Origin of the sequence: Paraburkholderia dipogonis (assembly GCF_042680985.1) — a bacterium.
In the GTDB taxonomy this organism is placed as follows: Bacteria; Pseudomonadota; Gammaproteobacteria; order Burkholderiales; family Burkholderiaceae; genus Paraburkholderia; species Paraburkholderia phytofirmans.
In genome coordinates, this window is record NZ_JBHUFR010000008.1 from 205742 (window position 1) to 224651 (window position 18910).

An 18910-nucleotide genomic window follows, 5' to 3' on the forward strand; every position below is an offset into this window, starting at 1 on the left:
TACGTTAGCGGCGGATCAGCGGCCGGCTTCGGCCGCGTCCGCCGTTTGCGCTTGCGGCAAGCCGCTCGTGCCGACCCTGGCCGGCGCGTTGCGCAGCGCGTGCTGCCGGCCGATCGCGTGATACTCGATACCGAGTTCGAGCAGCGCGTCCGGTTCGTACAGGTTGCGGCCGTCGAAAATCAGCGGCGTCTTCAGGATGCGTTTGAGCGAGTCGAAGTCCGGGCTCTTGAACACCTTCCACTCGGTGAGGATCACCAGCGCGTCGGCGCCAACAGCGGCGTCCATCTCTTCCTTCACGAACTCGAGGCGCGCGTGTTGCTGAGGTACGTCTTTCAGATCCAGCGCGAACACGCGCTTCGATTCGTCGATCGCGACCGGGTCGTACGCTTTCACGCGCGCGCCGCGGCGCAGCAGTTCGGCGATCAGCGGACGGCTCGGCGCTTCGCGCATGTCGTCGGTGTTCGGCTTGAACGCGAGGCCCCACACGCCGAAGGTGCGGTCCGACAGGTCTTCGCCCAGACGCGAAACGATCTTGTGCGCGAGCACTTTCTTTTGCGTGTCGTTGACGGCTTCGACCGCTTCGAGAATGCGCAGATTCGCCTTGAAATCAGCCGCTGTGCGGATCAGCGCCTGCACGTCTTTCGGAAAACACGAGCCGCCGTAGCCGCATCCGGCATACAGGAAGTCGTAGCCGATACGCGGATCGGAGCCGATGCCGCGGCGCACGGCCTCGATATCCGCGCCGACGCGGTCGGCCAGATTCGCGAGTTCGTTCATGTACGAAATGCGCGTGGCGAGCATGGCGTTGGCCGCGTACTTGGTGAATTCGGCCGAGCGCACGTCCATGTACAGCGTGCGTTCGCGATTGCGGTTGAACGGCGCGTAGAGGCGCTTCATCAGTTCGCGCGCTTTTTCGCCGGGCACGTCCTCATCGCAACCGAGCACGATCCGATCGGGGCGCGTGCAGTCTTCCACCGCCGCGCCTTCTTTCAGGAACTCGGGATTCGACACCACCGAGAACATATGCGCCGCGTTGCGTTCGGCGAGTTCGGCGGCGATCACTTCGCGCACGCGCGAGGCCGTGCCGACCGGCACCGTCGATTTGTCGACGATCACCTTGAAGCCCGTCATATGCCGGCCGATATTGCGCGCGGCGGCGAGCACGTATTGCAGGTCGGCGGAGCCGTCTTCGTCGGACGGCGTGCCGACCGCGATGAACTGGATATCGCCGTGCGCGACGGCGGCTTCGACGTCGGTCGAGAACTTCAGGCGGCCGGCCTTGCGATTGCGCGCGATGATTTCCTGCAGACCCGGTTCATGGATCGGCACGCCGCCGTTGTTGAGCACGTCGATCTTGCGCTGATCGACGTCGAGACAGAACACATCGTGGCCGATGTCGGCCAGACAAGCGCCCGTCACGAGGCCTACGTAGCCACTACCGATGATCGTCAGGTTCATGTATTACACCTCGGAAAATGGAATCCAGAAAAATAGTCACATGACGCGTGACCGAAGCCCGCAAGAAAACGCCGGGCCGTCAATAGGCGTTGCTGCCCACGAAGCCTTTCCACAGCGTCAGCACGACGATCTTGATGTCGAGCCAGAAGGTCCAGTGCTGCATGTAGTACAGATCGAGCTTCACGCGGCCCATCATCTTCTCGATGCGGTCGGTTTCGCCGCGATAGCCGTTGATCTGCGCCCACCCGGTGATGCCCGGCTTGATCCGGTAGCGGTGCATGTAGCCCTTCACCAGATCCTTGTAGATGTCGTCGTGTTCGAGCGCATGCGGACGTGGACCGACCACCGACATCTCGCCGCGCAGCACGTTGATGAACTGCGGCAACTCGTCGAGACTGGTACGCCGCAGGAACGCGCCGACCGCCGTGATGCGCGGATCGCGCCGGGTGGCCTGGGTGATCTTGCCGTGCTCTTCCTTGTGCATCTTCATCGAGCGGAACTTGTAGATCTCGAACTGATGGCCGTCGATGCCCTTGCGCTTTTGCCGGAAGAACACGGGGCCCGGCGAGTTGATCTTCACCGCGGCGGCGATCACCAGCATCACCGGCGCGAGCGCGGTCAACGCGGCGAGCGCGAACAAACGGTCGAACACACGCTTGGGAAGCACGCGCAGATCGGTGATCGGCGAGGCGGCCAGGTTGATCGCCGGCACGCCGAGCAGATCGACCATCGGCTGATTGAACAGCGTCAGGCTGCGCACGTCCGGAATGAAGCGGATGTTCACGAAGTCGTTGCGCAGATCCATCACGAAGCGATGGATCGCTTTCTCCTTCGAGATCGGCAGCGCCAGCCACAATTCGCGGATCGCGCGCTGGCGCACGAGTTGCAGCATGCGCTGATAGTCGCGCTCGACCGGCACGCCTTCGATCGCCTCGCCCGCGTCCGGATCTTCATAGTGATTGATCGTGCTGTCTTCATCGAACACCACGACCGGCGAGAAACCCGCGTCCGGACGGCTGCGCATCTGCTGGATCAGGAAGCGCCCATACGGCGCGCCGCCGACAATCGCCACCGCGCGCTGGTTGAAGCCTTCGCGACGCAGTCCGCGCAGAATCGAATAGACGATCACCTTGGTGACGATCAGCAGCACGATCGTGGCCACGGCCCAATAGACGAGCCACAGCCGCGACAGGCTGTCCGAGCGGTGCAGGCTGAAGCTGATCAGCACGCCGGTGATTTCCACCAGCAGCCAGCCGCCCGCCACGCGGCACAGCAGGTCGTAGAGCGGCTTGCCGCGCCACGACTGATAGATCCCGAGCGCCGGAAAAAACACCACCACCAGCAGGCAGTCGAACGCGAGCGAGACGCTTTGCATATCGTCCAGCCACACGACTTTCCCGCTGTGCACGGCCGCCGCGATGGCGGCGCCGAGCGCGACCATGGCGATGTCGATGATTCTCGATAGAACGCTCAGCATGCGCTGCCCCTTAGTTCGTCAGTCAAGTGCCATCCGTTGGTTGGTTGAAATGCAGTCCGGCGATGGGACGCACAACGCCGGTAACCGCGTCATGCAATTCCGTGCGCGACGCGTAACTGTTTGAACCGGTGCTAATTGCCCTTCTGTTTCCCACTCGAAAAAAACTGCCTGAACAGCCGATTGGGAAATCTGTGTCGGAATGAGTGAATACCCTTGTTCAGGTATAGATAAAGCGATATTAAAATTCCCGCTGCAAGACCGTAAATATCTCAAATTGTATCGGTCAATGTTTCGGCTTTTTTTCTCAATTTTGTTCGGCAATTATTACCGGATTCAGCGTTTTACAGGCGCCTTCTAAGCCTTGATGTAGGCTGATCCTGCAGCTTCAGAGCGTTTTCCTGTGAAGCTTGCACATCGCCCTGCACCGTCATTCTGGCGCATGGCGAGCAGTAAAAAAATGGTCCGTGATTTTTTTCCGGTAATTTTTCTTTTTAAAAAATTATCCGGACATTTTTTCTTCACGAAATCGAGAAGTCGATTAGGCGTTTTATATAGTTTCTATTTAACGCGCTTTTATTGATTCCTGAGTTCGTGATAAAACTCGACGCATTCACCCAGCCTCGAGGAGTCCATCATGACAGCTCCGGTTACGGCAACGCCCGCCGACACCCGGTCCACGCAAGTCAAGTCCCTGAACGTCAAGCTCAAGGTTCATCCCGTGATTCTGGCGGGCGGTTCCGGCACGCGGTTGTGGCCGATGTCGCGCGAACAGCATCCGAAACAGTTGATCGGCCTGCTCGGCGACGATTCGCTGCTGCAATCCACCACGCGCCGTCTCGAAGGACTCGAGGCCGGCTATCCGCTGACCGAGCAACTCGTCGTGGTGGCCAATGAAGAACAGCGCTTCACTACCGCCGAGCAATTGCGCACGAGCGGCAAGCCGACCCGGCTGATTCTCGAACCCGCCGGCCGCGACACGGCGCCGGCACTCACGGTGGCCGCCCTCTCGGTCGCCGCGCAGGACGAAGACGGCATCATGGTCGTGATGCCCGCCGATCACGCGGTCACCGACATCGACGGATTTCACGCGGCCGTGGCCGCCGGCGTGCAGCACGCGGCGGCCGGCCATATCGTGACGATGGGCATTGTGCCGACGCGCGCGGAAACGGGCTACGGCTACATTCGCATCGGCGCGGCGCTTGGCACGACTAATCACACGCAGGAGGCCGACGCGGAAGTGACCAGCAAGGTCGGTGCGCACAAGCTCGATCGCTTCGTCGAGAAGCCGCATCTGGAACTCGCGCAGCGTTACATCGACTCGAAGGAGTACTGGTGGAATAGCGGCATTTTCATCATGCGCGCGTCGACCTGGCTGAAGGCAATCCGCCATTTCCAGCCTGCCATTTACGAAGCCTGCGACGCGGCCTTCGCGGGCGGCAAGGCGGACGGCGACTTCTTCCGTCTGCAACGCGACGCGTTCAGCGCCTCGCCGTCGAATTCGATCGACTATGCGGTGATGGAACAGCTCGGCAACGATCAAAGCGCGGCCTCGGGCGTAGTCGTGCCGTTGCAGGCAGGCTGGTCCGACGTGGGTTCGTGGGACGCGATCTGGGATATCTCGGACAAGGACGCCGATCAGAACGTGGGGCGCGGACGCGTGATGTTCGAAGGCGCGGCCTCGACCTTCGCGCATTCCGAAGGACGACTGATTGCCTGCGTGGGTACGCAGGATCTCGTGGTGGTGGAAACGGCCGACGCCATTCTGGTCGCCGACAAGTCGCGCGTGCAGGACGTCAAGAAGATCGTGGGCCGCATTCGCAACGACGGCGGGCTGGAAGCGGCCAACCATCGCAAGGTGCATCGCCCGTGGGGCAACTACGATTCCGTCGACACCGGCGAGCGCTTCCAGGTCAAACGGATCGTGGTGAAACCGGGTGCGCGGCTCTCGTTGCAGATGCATCATCACCGCGCCGAACATTGGATCGTCGTGCGCGGCACGGCGCTCGTCACGCGTGGTGAAGAGCGCTTTATCGTCTCCGAAAACGAATCGGCCTACATTCCGCTGGGCGTCACCCACCGCCTCGAGAACCCGGGCAAGATGCCGCTCGAAATGATCGAGGTCCAGTCCGGCTCATATCTCGGCGAAGACGACATCGTGCGCTTCGACGACACCTACGGACGCCAGTAACGCGCGTGGACGAGGGGCGTCGGTGAACGGCGTCCTTCAGATAGCACCAGTGAATCGCAGCGAATGCCACAACGAATGAAGCGGGAACCTGCGGCGGTTGCTCCTACCGGCCGCGGGGAACTGCCGTGCTAGCCGCCGCGCTCATCCCGCGTGGGAGATGAGTTCTGTGTACGACGGATAACGATCTGATGCACTGCTCTCGGTCGCTGCGGCGGCAGAGGCCGGTTCGCCGGGATAACGGCGCAACGGACCACGGAACGCGTTGAGCGGTCCATGCAACGGCGCGCCATGATTGGCCGCGACCGGCTCGGGCACATGGCGCAAGGCGGGCAACGGGCGTGCTGCGACTGGCTGAGCCGCCGCGGCCTGCTCTGCCGCCGCCAACGTGAGGCACTCGCGCTCGATCCATTGCCGCGCCCAGTCGAGCGCGTATTGCTCCGCCGCTTCGGCTTGCGCAAAGCGCGGGCCGACGAGACCGGAACGCTCGACGCGTTTGCCATCTTTCATGATTTCCGCCCACGCCCGATACATGGCGCTCGGCACCTGCTCGGCCGCGACGTAGATCACATAGCCGCGCCGGTCGGCGATTTCCGTGCCGCGCGGCGCGAGGCTCATCGACAGCGGGCTGCGCCGATCGTCGGGCGCGGATGTTCCGCGCGCCGACGCGATGGCGGAGTCCAAACCATGCATGGCGGCACCGACCGCGCGCGCTTCGTCCGGACGCGGCAGGCCGGCCCGCACGACATGCCGTGCGGGCGCTGCGGCGGGTGCGACTGGTGCGGCGGGCACGGCAGGCGCACGTGACACCGGCGGCGCATGCGTGACGCCGGACAACTGACGCGTGATGTCGGCAATCGGATCAGCCGAGCGCCAGCTGCCCAGGCTGCTCGACACGCCGCCTGGCGCTTGCCATGACTCGGGGCTTCTCCAGGACACGCCACGCAGATGCTCGTCGCGCACGCTGGGAGTTTCCGCTACCGGTGCTGCGGGTTTGGCCGCGACGGGCGGCGCCGGTTGAGGGACGTACGCAAAGGTGCGCCCGGTTTGCGATAACAGCCGAACCATCTCGAGCAGCGTGCCGTTCAATTGCCACTCTTCGAAACGGCGCCGGCAAGTCGGACCCGAGGGATAACGCCCTGGCAGCTTCGACCAGGGTTCACCGGTTGTCAGGATCCACAGGACGGCATTCGCCACGATGCGCGGTTCGGCGCGGGGCCGGCCGCGTCGGTTTAGACGGACGGCCGGCTCATCTGAAACAAGCGCTGCCAGCAGCGCCCATTCGTCATTGCTTAGCTCATCGAAAAACATTGGGTTTTCTCCACGCAGCCTGGCCAGGCCGCGGCTTTGGACTGCCACGGATTCAACTTTCACGACCCGTGTGCAGGCCTCGGTTGCACAAATATGTTTTGTACGTTTTGTTGTCTGGTCAATACCGCCCCGACTTAGTGCGGTTCGTCCCTATTGCGAAGCACAAAACGTGGTCTCACTCGTGCATGGGAGAATTTGTGCACGAAGCATACCATCCCCAGGGTTTGCGTGAATATGAATGAGACAAGTGTTACGGATGGAAACAATCTTGTCCTTTTTGCTGCGTCATTGCTCGCAATGCCGTCATAAAAGTCGCGTCGTTTCTGGTAGAAAAATGGCGCTATTGCATCGCACAACATGCAGGCATCACGACGAATAATGTTTATGAATCCGTTGTCCGTTCAACAGGGGATTTCAATGCAATTTGGCTAGGCTTTAGCCGACCGGTTAAAGAATCAGAAGCAGCGCTGATCAATTGATGTGCAGTGCATCAACGCGTGGGAAATTGCGCGGTGTGAGCGGCGCAGGACCGCCGACCGAACGACGGATTTCGTCACTCGCTCCCTTCCCGATCTAACCCATAGACCAGCGTTCAGCGCACGGGTTTCGCCGCGCCCTCGCCCACCACCGTCGTCCATTCACGCACGCGCCAGCGTGTCACGAGACCGGCGAGTACATATGGATCGGCCTTGGCAAAGGCTTCGGCGGCAGCAGCAGAGTCGCCTTGAAAGAGCAATACGGCGGTGTCCGTGGGCTCGGCCAGCGCGCCCGCCAGCAACAACTCACCGCGCTCGGTGGCCGCCCACGCCAGCTTCAGATGCGCATCGCGATACGCTGCGCGCCGTTCGAGATAGTCGGACACCAGGTCGTACATCAACAGATAGTGCATAACGAGCCTCCTCGGCCGGTGGGAGAACGGGCTAGCCGTGCAACCGGCGGCGTGCCTTCTGGTCAATATTACCCATATGTTGGGTAGCGGAATTTCATGCCGAATTACAATTCAATTGCATGTGCAGCAATGCGAAAAGCATGCTTGAATCTTTAACCGATCTCATGGAATTGTTGAGCGCTAATTCCTTTGAATTCGCCTCGTGAATTTAATCTGGAATGCATAACATAAATCCATAGTCGCGCCATTCGCGTTTCATACTCCAATCCGCCCTCAGTCCCCGTCGCGTAAGGGAAAACCAGCGTCGGCGCCTGTCAACCGGATTGCGTTTTTAGCCGTTCTGGCAGACAGCATTTGCCATAATGGTCATGCCGAGGGTCCTGGATACCGTTGACGCCCGCGCGCATGAACGACCAAAAACGTTTTCACCACCGATGGAGTGTCACATGAAAATCCAATCCGCTATCGCTACGCTGGTTCTGGGTGCTGTCCTCGTTTCTTCGCCGGTGTTCGCACAGAACAGCCAGCAAACCAAAATGGCCGACTGTAACAAGCAGGCCGGCGACAAGAAGGGCGACGAGCGCAAAGCGTTCATGAAGACCTGCCTGTCCGCGAAGCCGGCCGCCGCTGCGCCGATGAGCCAGCAGGACAAGATGAAGGCATGCAACACGCAAGCCACCGGCAAAAAGGGTGATGACCGCAAGGCGTTCATGAAGAGCTGCCTCTCGTCCGCACCGGCTAATTAAACACAATAAACACAACAAATCGGCGCCGCGCGACAAGCGCGGCGCCTGCGCGCGTTCAACTCGAACACTGCGGTGCTGTTGTTCCGCGCTCACTCTGCGCGTGCGCACCCCTTCCTGCGCAGCCCATCCGCCCGAACCCGCCATTTTTCTTCTATGATGGCTGCGGAGACGGCCCACCCCCATACAACATTAGACGGGCCGCCATCTTGTCGTTGGTGCTGCAGAGCATCCATCGGAGGCAAGGATGGTATCGAAGCATAAAAACCGCTGGTTGAGGCGGTGGCTGGTCGTCATCATTTTCTGGGCGGTGCCCGTGGCGATCGTGGCGGTGAGCGAGATCCGGGAGGAAATGGCGTACAACGCCGTCGACCTCGACCGTGCGCTGACCAGCTGGAATTTTACCGACGCGCAGCGCGCCGCCGGTGCTCCCGCGCGCTGCCATGGCAAGCCCGACGAAGCGCAAGCCGCGGGCTGTCCGGCCGATGTGCTGGCCGCCAACGCGCCGCGTCAGCAGGACGCCCGCAATGAATACAGCGTGCGCCGCTCCACTCTGATGGCTTATCTGTGGCACGCGTTCGTCGGCTACTGGATCGTGCCGGCCGTGGCGCTGTTTCTGCTCGGTGTGCTGATCGGCATGGTGCGCCGCGCGCTGCGGCGCCCGCCGGCGGTCAAGAGCCCGGCGAACCACGGTTGAGCGCGCTGCCGGATCGAAACGGCTGAATCTTGAGCTGATCGAAGGGCCGATTAACGTGCCGAATTCCGGCCCAATCTGCGGCGTCACGGCAACACTTTCAAATCGATTTCAAGGCCGGTTCGAGCAGCGCAAAATCGGTAAAAATGAATGCTCGAAACGCTCGCCGTCCTGTTCCCATTCGCTTGGGCGAAACCCGGCGCGACTCGCCCGAAGCCATTCAAACGCGCGCTTTGCGCGGCTTCGAGGCGTAGTCTGATGCCGGTCAAAATTACGGCACGGTGCCTTACGATTTGCCCGAAACCCCCGCTGCACAAGGCTTTTCGCCTGACGAGGAAGTGCGCCTTTTGCGCTTGCGTGTGATATAACTCAAAGGCAACCTGGCTAATCAGATGAGGTTGCGCCCCGGAACCATGACGGAGAAAAACGATGCAAAGACGAAACTTCATGCTGAAGACTACCGCTGCGCTCGCTTTCGGAGGCCTTGCACTCGCCGGTTGCACGACCAATAAGAGCAACCCCGATACCCCCGCCACCGACTCAGCCAAACGCCAATCGATCGACGCTAGCGTCGAAGGCACCATGTCGCGGCTCTACACGACCGTGAAGGGTTCGCGTGAGCTGGTCTCGAAGGCGCGCGGCGTCCTCGTGTTCCCATCGGTGCTGCAGGTGGGCTTTGTCGTCGGCGGACAGTATGGCGAAGGTTCGCTGCGCGTAGGCGGCGGCACGGTCGGTTACTACAGCACGATTTCCGGTTCGTTCGGCCTGCAGGCGGGTGCGCAGTCGAAGGCGATCATCTTCCTGTTCATGACGCAGGACGCACTGGACAAATTCCGCAATACCGACGGCTGGTCGGCGGGCGGCGACGCGTCCGTCGCGCTGATCAAGATGGGCGCCAACGGCGTGATCGACACCACCACGGCCACCGCTCCGGTCGAAGTGATCGTGCTCACCAACGCCGGGTTGATGGCCGACGTATCGCTGCAGGGCACCAAGGTTTCGCGCCTGAAGATCTAGCCTAGGCGCGCTGCCGATGGCCGGTCTGCGAGGTGTGCGTCTGATCCGCCGGGTTCCGTAAGCAGCGGTGGCCGGATCAGACGCAATCCTGCGCAGTCTGCCTTTGCAACGTCAGCAACGCGGCATGCGCCGCGCCGGTGAGCTTTTGTTGGCCGCAATCGCGGGCGCGGTCCAGCACCACCGCCCGGCGCCCGTTGCAGTAGCCTCAATCGTATCGAGTGGTACGCCAGCAAAAAGCGGCAATGCGCATCGCGCATCGCCGCTCTTTTTTACCCTGCCGTTCGAGTCGAATCGCTTCGGCTCAGCTTCCCGACGTATCGATCACCTTGAAGCGCGAACGCTTTTGCGCGCGAATCACCATCTGATACGCATCCACATATTGCTGCGCCATGCGATGCGAAGTGAAGCGCTCTTCGAAACGTTGCCGCACGCCCGCGCGCGGCATCTTGTGCAGGCGATTGACCGCCGCCACCGCGCCGATTTCGTCTTCGACGATAAAGCCCGTCACGCCGTCTTCCAGCACTTCCGGCACCGAGCCGCGGTTGAATGCGATCACCGGCGTGCCGCATGCCATCGCTTCGATCATCACGAGGCCGAACGGCTCCGGCCAGTCGATTGGAAACAGCAGCGCGTGCGCGCCGGACAGGAATTCGGCCTTCTGGTGATCCGCGATCTCGCCGATGAACTCCACATGAGGCAAATCGAGCAATGGCCGGATATCGCGCTCGAAGTACTCGCGATCGGCGGCATCCACTTTAGCGGCGATGCGAATCTGCATGCCGCAGCGGCCCGCAATCCGGATCGCGGTATCGACACGTTTCTCCGGCGAAATCCGGCCGAGAAACGCGAGGTACTTCTGCTCGACCGGCTGCGGCGTGTAGAGCTGCTCCGGCAAGCCGTGATAGACGGTGGTCAGCCACTTGGCCTGCGGCAGCGGATGCCGCTGCGAATTCGAAATCGAAATCACCGGCGCGGTGTTGAACGTGTCGAACACCGGCTGCTGCTCGGGCAAATCGAGGCGGCCGTGCATGGTCGTGACGAACGGCGTGTCCTGGCGCTTGAACACCGAGAACGAGTAGTAGTCGAGGTGGAAATGCAGAACGTCGAAATTCTCGGCCTGGCGGCGCACCAGTTCCATCAGCAGCATATGGGGCGCCACGCGGTCGCGAATGCCCGGATCGAGACGCAGCGCGCGCGGCCAGACGGCTTCGAGCTTGGCGCTCGTAACGGAGTCGCCGCTCGCGAACAGCGTCACGTCGTGGCCGAGATCGACCAGCGCTTCGGTGATGTACGACACGACGCGCTCCGTGCCGCCGTACAGCTTTGGCGGCACCGATTCGGTCAATGGGGCGATCTGCGCAATCTTCATATTTTGTCTCCGTGAGCTGACGGCTTGCGCCGCGAGGCGGTGCGCGTCAGCGGCGCCGAGTATGACAGCGCCGATACCTCCGATCAATGCAACGGCCCAAGCCGGCCGCGTGCACCACCGGCATCGGAGCATTATTCACTACAGGACGACAAAAAGCGTTTCGTCTTGCATTTCCTCGGCGCTGTTACATTCAGCTTACATACAGCTCGGCGCGGGAACGGCTGCTTGTGCTCAACGCGAAGGCCATTTCCATGGCGGCATATCGCGATCGTCGGCATCGGTCATGCGCGTCGCGCCGAACTGTTTTTCCAGCACGATCGACTGACTCGCCTCTTCGCGCTCGAGCGCCGCGATCAGACGCGCCGCGTGCGACACCACCAGCACCTGCGAATGCGCCGCAGCTTGCGCGATCAGGCGCGCGAGCGCCGGCAGCAGATCCGGATGCAGACTCGTCTCCGGCTCATTCAGCACCAGCAAGCCAGGCGGACGCGGCGTCAGCAAGGCGGCGACCAGCAGCAGATAGCGTAAGGTGCCGTCCGACAACTCCGCGCCTTTCAGCGGACGCAGCAGGCCGTGCTGCTGCATCGTGACTTCGAAGCGGCCGTCCTGGGTCGCGACGTCGAGGCTCGAACCTGGAAAGGCGTCGTCGATGGCCGCATCGAGCGCGGCCGGATCGCCGATCTCGCGAATGGTTTGCAAGGCCGCGGCGAGATCCGCGCCGTCGTTCGCGAGCACGGGCGTGTGCGTGCCGATCTGCGGCAGACGCGCGGGCGCGTCGGCGTCGGTGCGGAAATGGTCGTAGAAGCGCCAGGAGCGGATCTGCTCGCGCACCGTGATCATCTCGGGCGCAGTGCGCGGGTCGGAGAACTCCGTCATCATGCTGTCGAAGCTGGCGACGGGTTGCGGAACGGTTTGCCAGTCGCCGCGCTCGTCGCGCGTGCGCAGCGCCGGGCCGTGGCGATCGACCAGCAAGGCCGACGGCCGCAGCACGGGGCCGCTCCAGATGCATTCACGCTTGATGGTCGGATCGAGCGGAAAGCGCGTGGCGTGATTCACAAGCGGCAAACCGAGATCGATCGCGTAGCCGAATTGAGCGCCGGAAAACCCGAGCCGCAGGCTGACCGGCTCCTTGCGGCGCAGCGGTTCCACCGCGAGCTCACCCGCCAGCACGGCCCGCGAAAAGCGCTCAGGGCCGGCCCATAGCGTCGACGGCAATCCGCCCTCGCGCGCGAGCGAGGTGATCAACCCACCGCGCGCCGTTTCGCCCAGGAGCCGCAGCGAGCGATACACGCTCGACTTGCCGCTGCCGTTTGGACCTGTGATCACGTTCAGCTTGCCGAGCGGCACGATCAACTCGCGCACCGAGCGATAGCCCGCAATGGCCAAAGTGGTCAGCATGCGTTGGCCCGACATTCAAGGGCGCACGCGCGCGGGTTCCGCAACTCTGCCGCGTCTCGACACACGCTCACGCCGCCGCCCCCGAAGCCGGACAGGTACTGGTCGACACGCCCCATCACTTATGCCCGCCGCCCTTGCCCGGTTTCTGCGCCGGCACGCTGCGCAGATCGCGCAGGAAGGTATCGCGCCACACTCCGAGATCGTTCTCGCGCAGCGCCGCCATGTTGATCTCGTGACGCCGCTGACGCGCGTCGAGCGGCATCTGCAACGCGCGCTGCAACGCTTCGCACATGCCGATCGCATCGTGCGGATTGACCAGCAGCGCGCCGGTCAGCTCCGCCGCCGCGCCCGCGAAAATCGACAGCACCAGCACGCCGGGGTCTTCGGGATTCTGCGCGGCGACGTATTCCTTCGCGACCAGATTCATGCCGTCGTGCAACGGCGTGACGAAACCGATCTGCGATTCGCGAAACAACGACATCAGCTTCCAGCGGTCGTACTGCTGGTTCAGATAACGGATCGGCGTGTAGTCGAGGCCCGAGTAGCGACCGTTGATGCGCCCTGCTTCGTACTCCAGATCCTGGCGAATCTTCTGATAGGTGGCGACGTCCGAGCGGGTCGGCGGCGCGATTTGCACCAGCGTGACGTTGCCGCGCCATTCCGGCGAGCGCTCCAGCAGATGTTCGAACGCGCGGAACCGTTCGACGAGACCCTTCGAGTAATCGAGCCGGTCGACGCTCATGATCAGCTTGCGCCCTTCCAGACTCTGCTTCAGATCGAGCACGTGCTGACGGCTTTCGTAGCGCTTTGCCTGCTCGGCGATTTCGTCGGGGAACACGCCGATCCGGTAGACGCCCGTGCGCAGCTTGCGGCCGAATGCTTCGACCACGCCGTCCGCGCCCACCGTGCCGCGCGCGTGACGCGTGACGTAATCCTTGAAGGCGAGTTCGTCGGTGGCGGTCTGGAAGCCCAGCAGGTCGTAGCACGACAGCGACTTCACCAGTTCTTCATGCGGTGGAATGTTGAGCAGGATCTGCGGCGCGGGAAACGGAATGTGCAGGAAGAAGCCAATGCGATTCGTGATGCCCTCGTTGCGCAGCGCTTCGGCGAACGGGATCAGATGGTAGTCGTGAATCCAGATCACGTCGTCGGGTTCGAGCAGCTTGATCAGCTTGTGCGCGAGCCATGCGTTGACGCGCCGGTAGCCCGCGTATTCCTCGCGCTCGTAGCGCGCGAGGTCGTTGCGGTAGTGGAACACCGGCCACAGCGTCGCGTTCGAAAAGCCGCGATAGTATTGGTCGTAGTCCTTGCGCGTCAGACCGACGGTCGCAAAGGTCACCGCGCCGTCCTGCTCCAGCGTCGGGCCCGCGTTGGCGACGGTCTCGCTGACCACGTCGCCGCTCCAGCCGAACCACACGCCTCCGGCATCTTTCAGCGCGCCGAATACGCCGACCGCGAGGCCGCCGGCCGAGCCCTTGGTTTCCGTCGGCGTTGCGACGCGATTCGACACGACGATCAGTCGGCCCATATTGCATGTCCTCCTTGGTTCGCGCGACGCGCCGGGTGCTTTCGCAGATGTTCGAAGTGTCTCGCGCCTGCTTGCGGCGCGAGAACCCAAACCACATGAAGCACGCAATGCCGCGCCGGATTCGTGAGTGAGTGGACGGTTCGACCGTTTTGGTGCCCGATCAGTTGCATTTATCGGCGCCGAATCCTCAAAGTATGCCGCTTCCAGCCGTCAAACTCGTTCCTTCACCTGCCCCGCCACGCCCAGCGCCGACTGCCGTCCGGCGCGGCTCGCCACCGGATCGGCCTCGGTATGCGCGGCGGTGCTGCCGGCCGGCGTCTGCGTGCTGCGCGGCACCCAGTCGAGTGGCTCGCCCGTACCGGTTTCCAGTTCCGCCGACACTTCCGCGCGCGCCCGCGGCAAGTACTGCGGATAGTGCTGCTGAATGAAGTCGAGCAGACCTTCGCGCACCCGGCAACGCAAATCCCAGTTCAGGCCGGAGTCGAGCGAACTGACGAGCGCGCGCAATTGCATGGAGCGCTCAGTGCCGTCCGTGACCTGCAGCACCTGCACACGCCTATCCCACTCGGGCGCGTCCTCGACGATGCGCGCGAGCTCCTCGCGCAGCGGAGCGAGCGGCATACGGTAATCGACGTAAAGGAACACCGTGCCGATGATCTGCGAACTGCTGCGGGTCCAGTTGGAAAACGGGTTCTCGATGAACCATTGCAGTGGCACGATCAGCCGCCGCTGATCCCACAGACGCACCGACACATACGTGCCGGTGATCTCCTCGATACGCCCCCACTCGCCCTGGATCACGACGACGTCGTCGAGACGGATCGGCTGCGACAACGCGATCTGCAAGCCGGCGATCAGATTGCCGAGCACTGGCCGCGCCGCGATACCCGCGACCAACCCCGCCACGCCCGCCGACGCCAGCAGGCTCGCGCCGATCTGCCGGACGCTCGGAAACGTCATCAACGCGCCGCCCACGCCGACGATCACGATCACGAACATCACCGAACGGGCCAGCACGCGCGCCTGCGTATGAATGCGGCGCGCCTGCAGGTTGTCGGCGGTATCGAGCGGATGGGCCTGAATGATCGCCTCGCCGATCGCCGCCGCCGAGCGCACCGAGAGCCACGTAATTCCGCCGATCAGCGCGATCGCCGCAGCGTCGCGCAGCGGCGTGATGAAGGTCAGCGTGTCGGGCGCTTCCCACCAGACCGCCTCCAGCGCGAGGATCACCAGCACGAACAGCGACGGCTTGTCGATATAGCGCAACACGACGCTCGTCAGCGGATAAGGCCGCGCGAGCCGCGTCACGATGCGCGCGCCGATCCGATGGATGCCCGCGGCCAGCACCATCGCGATGACCGAGACGATCAACGCGCCGAGCCACGTATGCAGCGGCGCTTCGGCCATACTGTTGAGGTCGTCGAGAGTTGGCATGAAGGGGATTGTCCTCCTGGCTTGGGTGCGGGTGGAACCCGCGCTGAACGGGAGCGGAGCTGGCGAGCCTCGAACGTGGCTGCGGTGCGCGACGCGCGAGCCGCCGGACGGCGCCGCTGAAGAAGCATCCACCGTTGTAGCCGGCGTGAGCGCGCATGGTTACGCGCCGTTGCGGACTGCCTACAGACATCTTAGGTCGTTCGTCAGCGCGATCCTGGAAAGGTGCCAGGACCGGCCGCTTCTGCAAACGGATGGCCGTGGTTTGGATCGGTTTTCAGGCGGGACTTCGAAGCAGCCCCAAGCGGGGTTCCGGTCGCTGAAACCCGAAACACGGCAGCAAGCTGAAATGCCCGACGCGCCCGCCGTGGGGCGTGCGAGGCATCAGCCGTGATTCAACTCAAATTCAACTACCGCTCTTGCAGGGAAACGCCTTGCCGAGGCCCAGCGAGATCGCCGTGCTGGCGTTGTAGCCCGCGACATTCGGATTCTCGGCAATATACTTGCGCACCGCGTCGGTCAACTGCGCCGAGCGCGCGTCCTGCGGCAAGCAGAAGTACTGGCCGACGCGCGGACCGGTCGTGCCGCCGATCGCGTCGATGGTATTGAAGATGCCGTCAGCGGCGCCTTCGATATAAGCGGCGCACGCGCTACGCGACGCCACGTCCGTCTTGGTGCACAGCTTGTTGAGGTCGCCTCCCGTAAACGCGGCTGCCGATAGCGGTACGGCAAACGCGCTGGCGAAAATCAAAGCCCGCAGCATGGTGTTCCTTTCCAGGGTCGTTTATCAGGCGGTCTGTCGCCGCGTCCGAACGGCACGCCCAGGCGGCGCGCCAAAGTCGTCATTCTGCACTGTTTTGCGAAGCGCCAGCGTGCGCGGCCCCGCTATCTTCAGGCACTTTTTACTGCGATGCCGGGCGGCGGCCGTTGCGCCGGTATTTTTGCGCTTTGGCGGAAGTGCGGCAGTGCCTCGCGGGCGGGGCCCAGGCGGCCGGCAGACTTGCTGACTTTCCGGCTCGATCGGCCGGCAAAACCCGCTGGCGTTGTCACATGGCCGGCAAACGGGACTGGTCCGTGCCCGAAGCCAGAGCAGCCGGCAGATCCGCCGGCCAGTGGCCAGCGCTAAAAAAAAGCCCGGCACACCGGATGCCCCATCAACCGCCGACTCAAACCGCCACGCGCATCACTTCGGTTGCATCTGTTGCAGGCGCGCGGTCAGCCCTTCGACCACGTCCGGCTCCTTGTAGGTCTTGGCAAAATCGAGCGCCGTCATGCCGATCTGGTTCTTCACCGTCAGATCCGCCCCGTTGTCGAGCAGCAGCTTCACGGTCGAGACGTGGCCGCCGCGCGCGGCCATCATGAGCGGCGTGGTGCCGTTCGGCGAGCCTGCGTCGACGTACGCCGAATGGTCGAGCAGCACCTTGACGATATCGTCATGCCCGTTCGCGGCCGCGTAGTGCAGCGGCGCCCAGCCCTTCTTGTTGACCTCGGCGTCTTTTGCGATCAGCAGGTTCACGAAGTCGAGGTCGCCGTTCAGCGCGGCCATCATCATCGCATTCTCGCCGGCTTTGTCCTGAATCTCGATGTTGGTCTTCGGATTGGCGACCAGCGCGGCGCCGACCTTGTCCGATTTCTCGCGCGCGGCCAGCACCAGCAGGGGAATGCCCTGATTATCGACACTGTTCGGGTCCATGCCCTTGGCGAGCAGCTTGTTGACGCCGTCGACGTCGTCGAACTTGACCGACTTGATCAGCGAATCGATCGGCGCAGCCTGAGCCGGCGACACCATCAACGAAGTCAGCGCGGCACACGCCAGTGCGGCCGCGAACGCGACCCGCGACGCGCCACGCCGTGCCGAAGCCAGCGCGCCACGCGCCTTGAAAGTGTCTTGTTTCTCAGCAAACGACATCGAAAATTCTCTCATATTTAACTTTAGGAAACGTCCCTATCCCTTTGATATTGATCGGCTTTACGTCTCACGCGCCAGCCGGCGTGGGGATCTTGAAAAGCCGGAAGAAGTTCTGCGTGGTCGCGGCGGCCAGCGCCGTTTCCGGCATCTCGCGTTGCTGCGCGATGAACCGTCCGACATAACTCACGTACGCAGGTTCATTCGGCTTGCCGCGATACGGCACCGGCGCGAGGTACGGCGAGTCGGTTTCGATCAGCAAGCGCTCGAGCGGCACGCGGCGCGCGACATCCTGCACGTCGGTCGCGCTCTTGAACGTGACGATGCCCGACAGCGAGATATAAAAATTCTGCGCGAGCGCCTGTTCGGCGACGGCCCACGGCTCCGTGAAGCAATGCATTACGCCGCCCGGCTCGCCCGCGCGCTCCTCGGCCATGATCCGCAGCGTGTCTTCCGACGACGAGCGCGTATGGATGATCAGCGGCTTGCCCGTGGCATGCGCCGCGCGAATATGCGTGCGAAAACGTTCGCGCTGCCATTCCATGTCGGCGATCGTGCGGCCTTCCAGGCGGTAGTAGTCGAGTCCCGTCTCGCCGATCGCGACCACCTTCGGATGCGCGGCCAGTTCGACCAGTTCGGCGACGCTCGGCTCGCGCATGTCCTCGTGATCCGGATGCACGCCGACCGACGCGTACACGTTCTCGTAGCGGTTGGCGATTTCCAGCACCGACGGCAGCGTTTCCAGATCGACGGACACGCACAGCGCGTGCGTGACCGAATGGCTGCGCATATTCTCGAGCACCTGCGGCAGGCGGTCGGCGAGTCCTTCGAAGTTGATATGGCAGTGCGAGTCGACAAACATGGTGATGTCCTGCTTAGGAAGTGCTTGAGGTGAATCAGGCGGCGGTGGTGGCGCGGTCCAGGCGTTTGCCCAGAATTACCAGATCGCGCTCCACGCCGTCCAGCACGGCCACGCGCGGCAACGAGCCCCACGTGTCGAAACCGAAGCTGCGGAACAGGCGCAAGCTCGCCTCATTGTGGCCGAAGATAAAGCCGAGCACGGAGTCGATGCCGAGCGCCGGCGCCGCCGCCAGCGAAGCCGCGAGCAATTGCTTGCCAAGGCCGCGGCCGCGCGCGCTTTCGTCGAGATAGATGCTGACTTCGGCGGTGCGTTGATAAGCCGGGCGGCCGTAGAAATCCGAAAAACTCAGCCACGCGATCACGCGGCCGGGCTGCTCCGCGTCTTCCACCACCCACAGCGGCCGCTTTTGCGGACCATGCGCGTGAAACCAGCCCAGCCGGCTTTCGACGCTGACCGGCTCGAGATCGGCCGTGACCTGCCGCGACGGCACCGTCGAGTTGTAGATGGCGACGATCGCGGGCAGATCGTCGAGCGTGGCATCGCGGTAGGAAAGGCTCATGGTGCGTTGAACGTTAGAGGGAAGGCAAATACAGGAAGAAAGACGGACGGGCGCCGGCCGCCGGTGCGGTAAAGCGCCGCAAA

Annotated in this window: 16 protein-coding genes; 4 read left to right on the forward strand and 12 right to left on the reverse strand. The window is 63.0% G+C overall.

Going from position 1 to position 18910, the window contains the following annotated elements; translation table 11 throughout:
* Positions 1 to 15 precede the first annotated feature (15 nt).
* Positions 16 to 1458, reverse strand: coding sequence for a UDP-glucose dehydrogenase family protein (locus tag ACFSNN_RS10915; RefSeq protein WP_134456110.1), 1443 nt, complete (start codon positions 1456 to 1458; stop codon positions 16 to 18).
* Between the two features lie 79 nt (positions 1459 to 1537).
* Positions 1538 to 2935, reverse strand: a complete 1398-nt coding sequence (locus ACFSNN_RS10920) for an undecaprenyl-phosphate glucose phosphotransferase (protein WP_134456111.1) — start codon at positions 2933 to 2935, stop codon at positions 1538 to 1540.
* Between the two features lie 634 nt (positions 2936 to 3569).
* On the opposite strand from ACFSNN_RS10920, the gene ACFSNN_RS10925 reads away from it, so the two are divergent.
* The gene (locus ACFSNN_RS10925; protein WP_134456112.1) at positions 3570 to 5123 is read left to right on the forward strand and encodes a mannose-1-phosphate guanylyltransferase/mannose-6-phosphate isomerase; all 1554 of its coding nucleotides are present in this window, start codon (positions 3570 to 3572) and stop codon (positions 5121 to 5123) included.
* A gap of 141 nt (positions 5124 to 5264) precedes the next feature.
* Here the strand turns inward: ACFSNN_RS10925 and ACFSNN_RS10930 are convergent, their stop codons facing one another.
* Positions 5265 to 6431 (reverse strand): transposase, encoded by a 1167-nt coding sequence (locus ACFSNN_RS10930; RefSeq protein ID WP_134456113.1) that lies wholly within the window; start codon positions 6429 to 6431, stop codon positions 5265 to 5267.
* A 592-nt stretch (positions 6432 to 7023) separates the two neighbouring features.
* The gene (locus ACFSNN_RS10935) at positions 7024 to 7320 is read right to left on the reverse strand and encodes a YciI-like protein (protein ID WP_012432960.1); all 297 of its coding nucleotides are present in this window, start codon (positions 7318 to 7320) and stop codon (positions 7024 to 7026) included.
* 446 nt (positions 7321 to 7766) lie between these two features.
* Here ACFSNN_RS10935 and ACFSNN_RS10940 point away from each other — a divergent pair, with 446 nt between their 5' ends.
* From ACFSNN_RS10940 to ACFSNN_RS10950, 3 genes are all read left to right on the forward strand, one after another.
* Positions 7767 to 8066 (forward strand): PsiF family protein, encoded by a 300-nt coding sequence (locus ACFSNN_RS10940; RefSeq protein WP_012432959.1) that lies wholly within the window; start codon positions 7767 to 7769, stop codon positions 8064 to 8066.
* Positions 8067 to 8310: 244 nt separating this feature from the next.
* Complete coding sequence (locus ACFSNN_RS10945) at positions 8311 to 8760, forward strand: hypothetical protein (RefSeq protein ID WP_134456114.1); 450 nt, start codon at positions 8311 to 8313, stop codon at positions 8758 to 8760.
* Positions 8761 to 9186: 426 nt separating this feature from the next.
* The gene (locus tag ACFSNN_RS10950; RefSeq protein WP_134456115.1) at positions 9187 to 9774 is read left to right on the forward strand and encodes a BPSL1445 family SYLF domain-containing lipoprotein; all 588 of its coding nucleotides are present in this window, start codon (positions 9187 to 9189) and stop codon (positions 9772 to 9774) included.
* A gap of 301 nt (positions 9775 to 10075) precedes the next feature.
* On the opposite strand, the gene ACFSNN_RS10955 is transcribed toward ACFSNN_RS10950, so the two are convergent.
* From ACFSNN_RS10955 to ACFSNN_RS10990, 8 genes are all read right to left on the reverse strand, one after another.
* Positions 10076 to 11143, reverse strand: coding sequence for a glycosyltransferase family 4 protein (locus ACFSNN_RS10955; RefSeq protein WP_012432956.1), 1068 nt, complete (start codon positions 11141 to 11143; stop codon positions 10076 to 10078).
* A 231-nt stretch (positions 11144 to 11374) separates the two neighbouring features.
* On the reverse strand, positions 11375 to 12541 hold the full coding sequence (locus tag ACFSNN_RS10960) for an AAA family ATPase (RefSeq protein ID WP_134456116.1): 1167 nt from the start codon (positions 12539 to 12541) through the stop codon (positions 11375 to 11377).
* A gap of 115 nt (positions 12542 to 12656) precedes the next feature.
* Positions 12657 to 14069, reverse strand: coding sequence for an alpha,alpha-trehalose-phosphate synthase (UDP-forming) (otsA, locus tag ACFSNN_RS10965; protein WP_012432954.1), 1413 nt, complete (start codon positions 14067 to 14069; stop codon positions 12657 to 12659).
* A gap of 210 nt (positions 14070 to 14279) precedes the next feature.
* Positions 14280 to 15503, reverse strand: coding sequence for a mechanosensitive ion channel family protein (locus ACFSNN_RS10970; protein ID WP_134456117.1), 1224 nt, complete (start codon positions 15501 to 15503; stop codon positions 14280 to 14282).
* Positions 15504 to 15906: 403 nt separating this feature from the next.
* A complete protein-coding gene (locus tag ACFSNN_RS10975; protein WP_007181973.1) occupies positions 15907 to 16263 on the reverse strand; it encodes a Rap1a/Tai family immunity protein in 357 nt (118 codons plus the stop codon).
* A gap of 420 nt (positions 16264 to 16683) precedes the next feature.
* Positions 16684 to 17409 carry an ankyrin repeat domain-containing protein gene (locus ACFSNN_RS10980; RefSeq protein WP_244322738.1) on the reverse strand — a complete coding sequence of 242 codons (726 nt, stop codon included), beginning with the start codon at positions 17407 to 17409 and terminating at the stop codon, positions 16684 to 16686.
* Between the two features lie 67 nt (positions 17410 to 17476).
* Positions 17477 to 18268 carry a TatD family hydrolase gene (locus ACFSNN_RS10985; RefSeq protein WP_134456119.1) on the reverse strand — a complete coding sequence of 264 codons (792 nt, stop codon included), beginning with the start codon at positions 18266 to 18268 and terminating at the stop codon, positions 17477 to 17479.
* Between the two features lie 34 nt (positions 18269 to 18302).
* A complete protein-coding gene (locus ACFSNN_RS10990) occupies positions 18303 to 18827 on the reverse strand; it encodes a GNAT family N-acetyltransferase (RefSeq protein ID WP_134456120.1) in 525 nt (174 codons plus the stop codon).
* Positions 18828 to 18910: the final 83 nt, after the last annotated feature.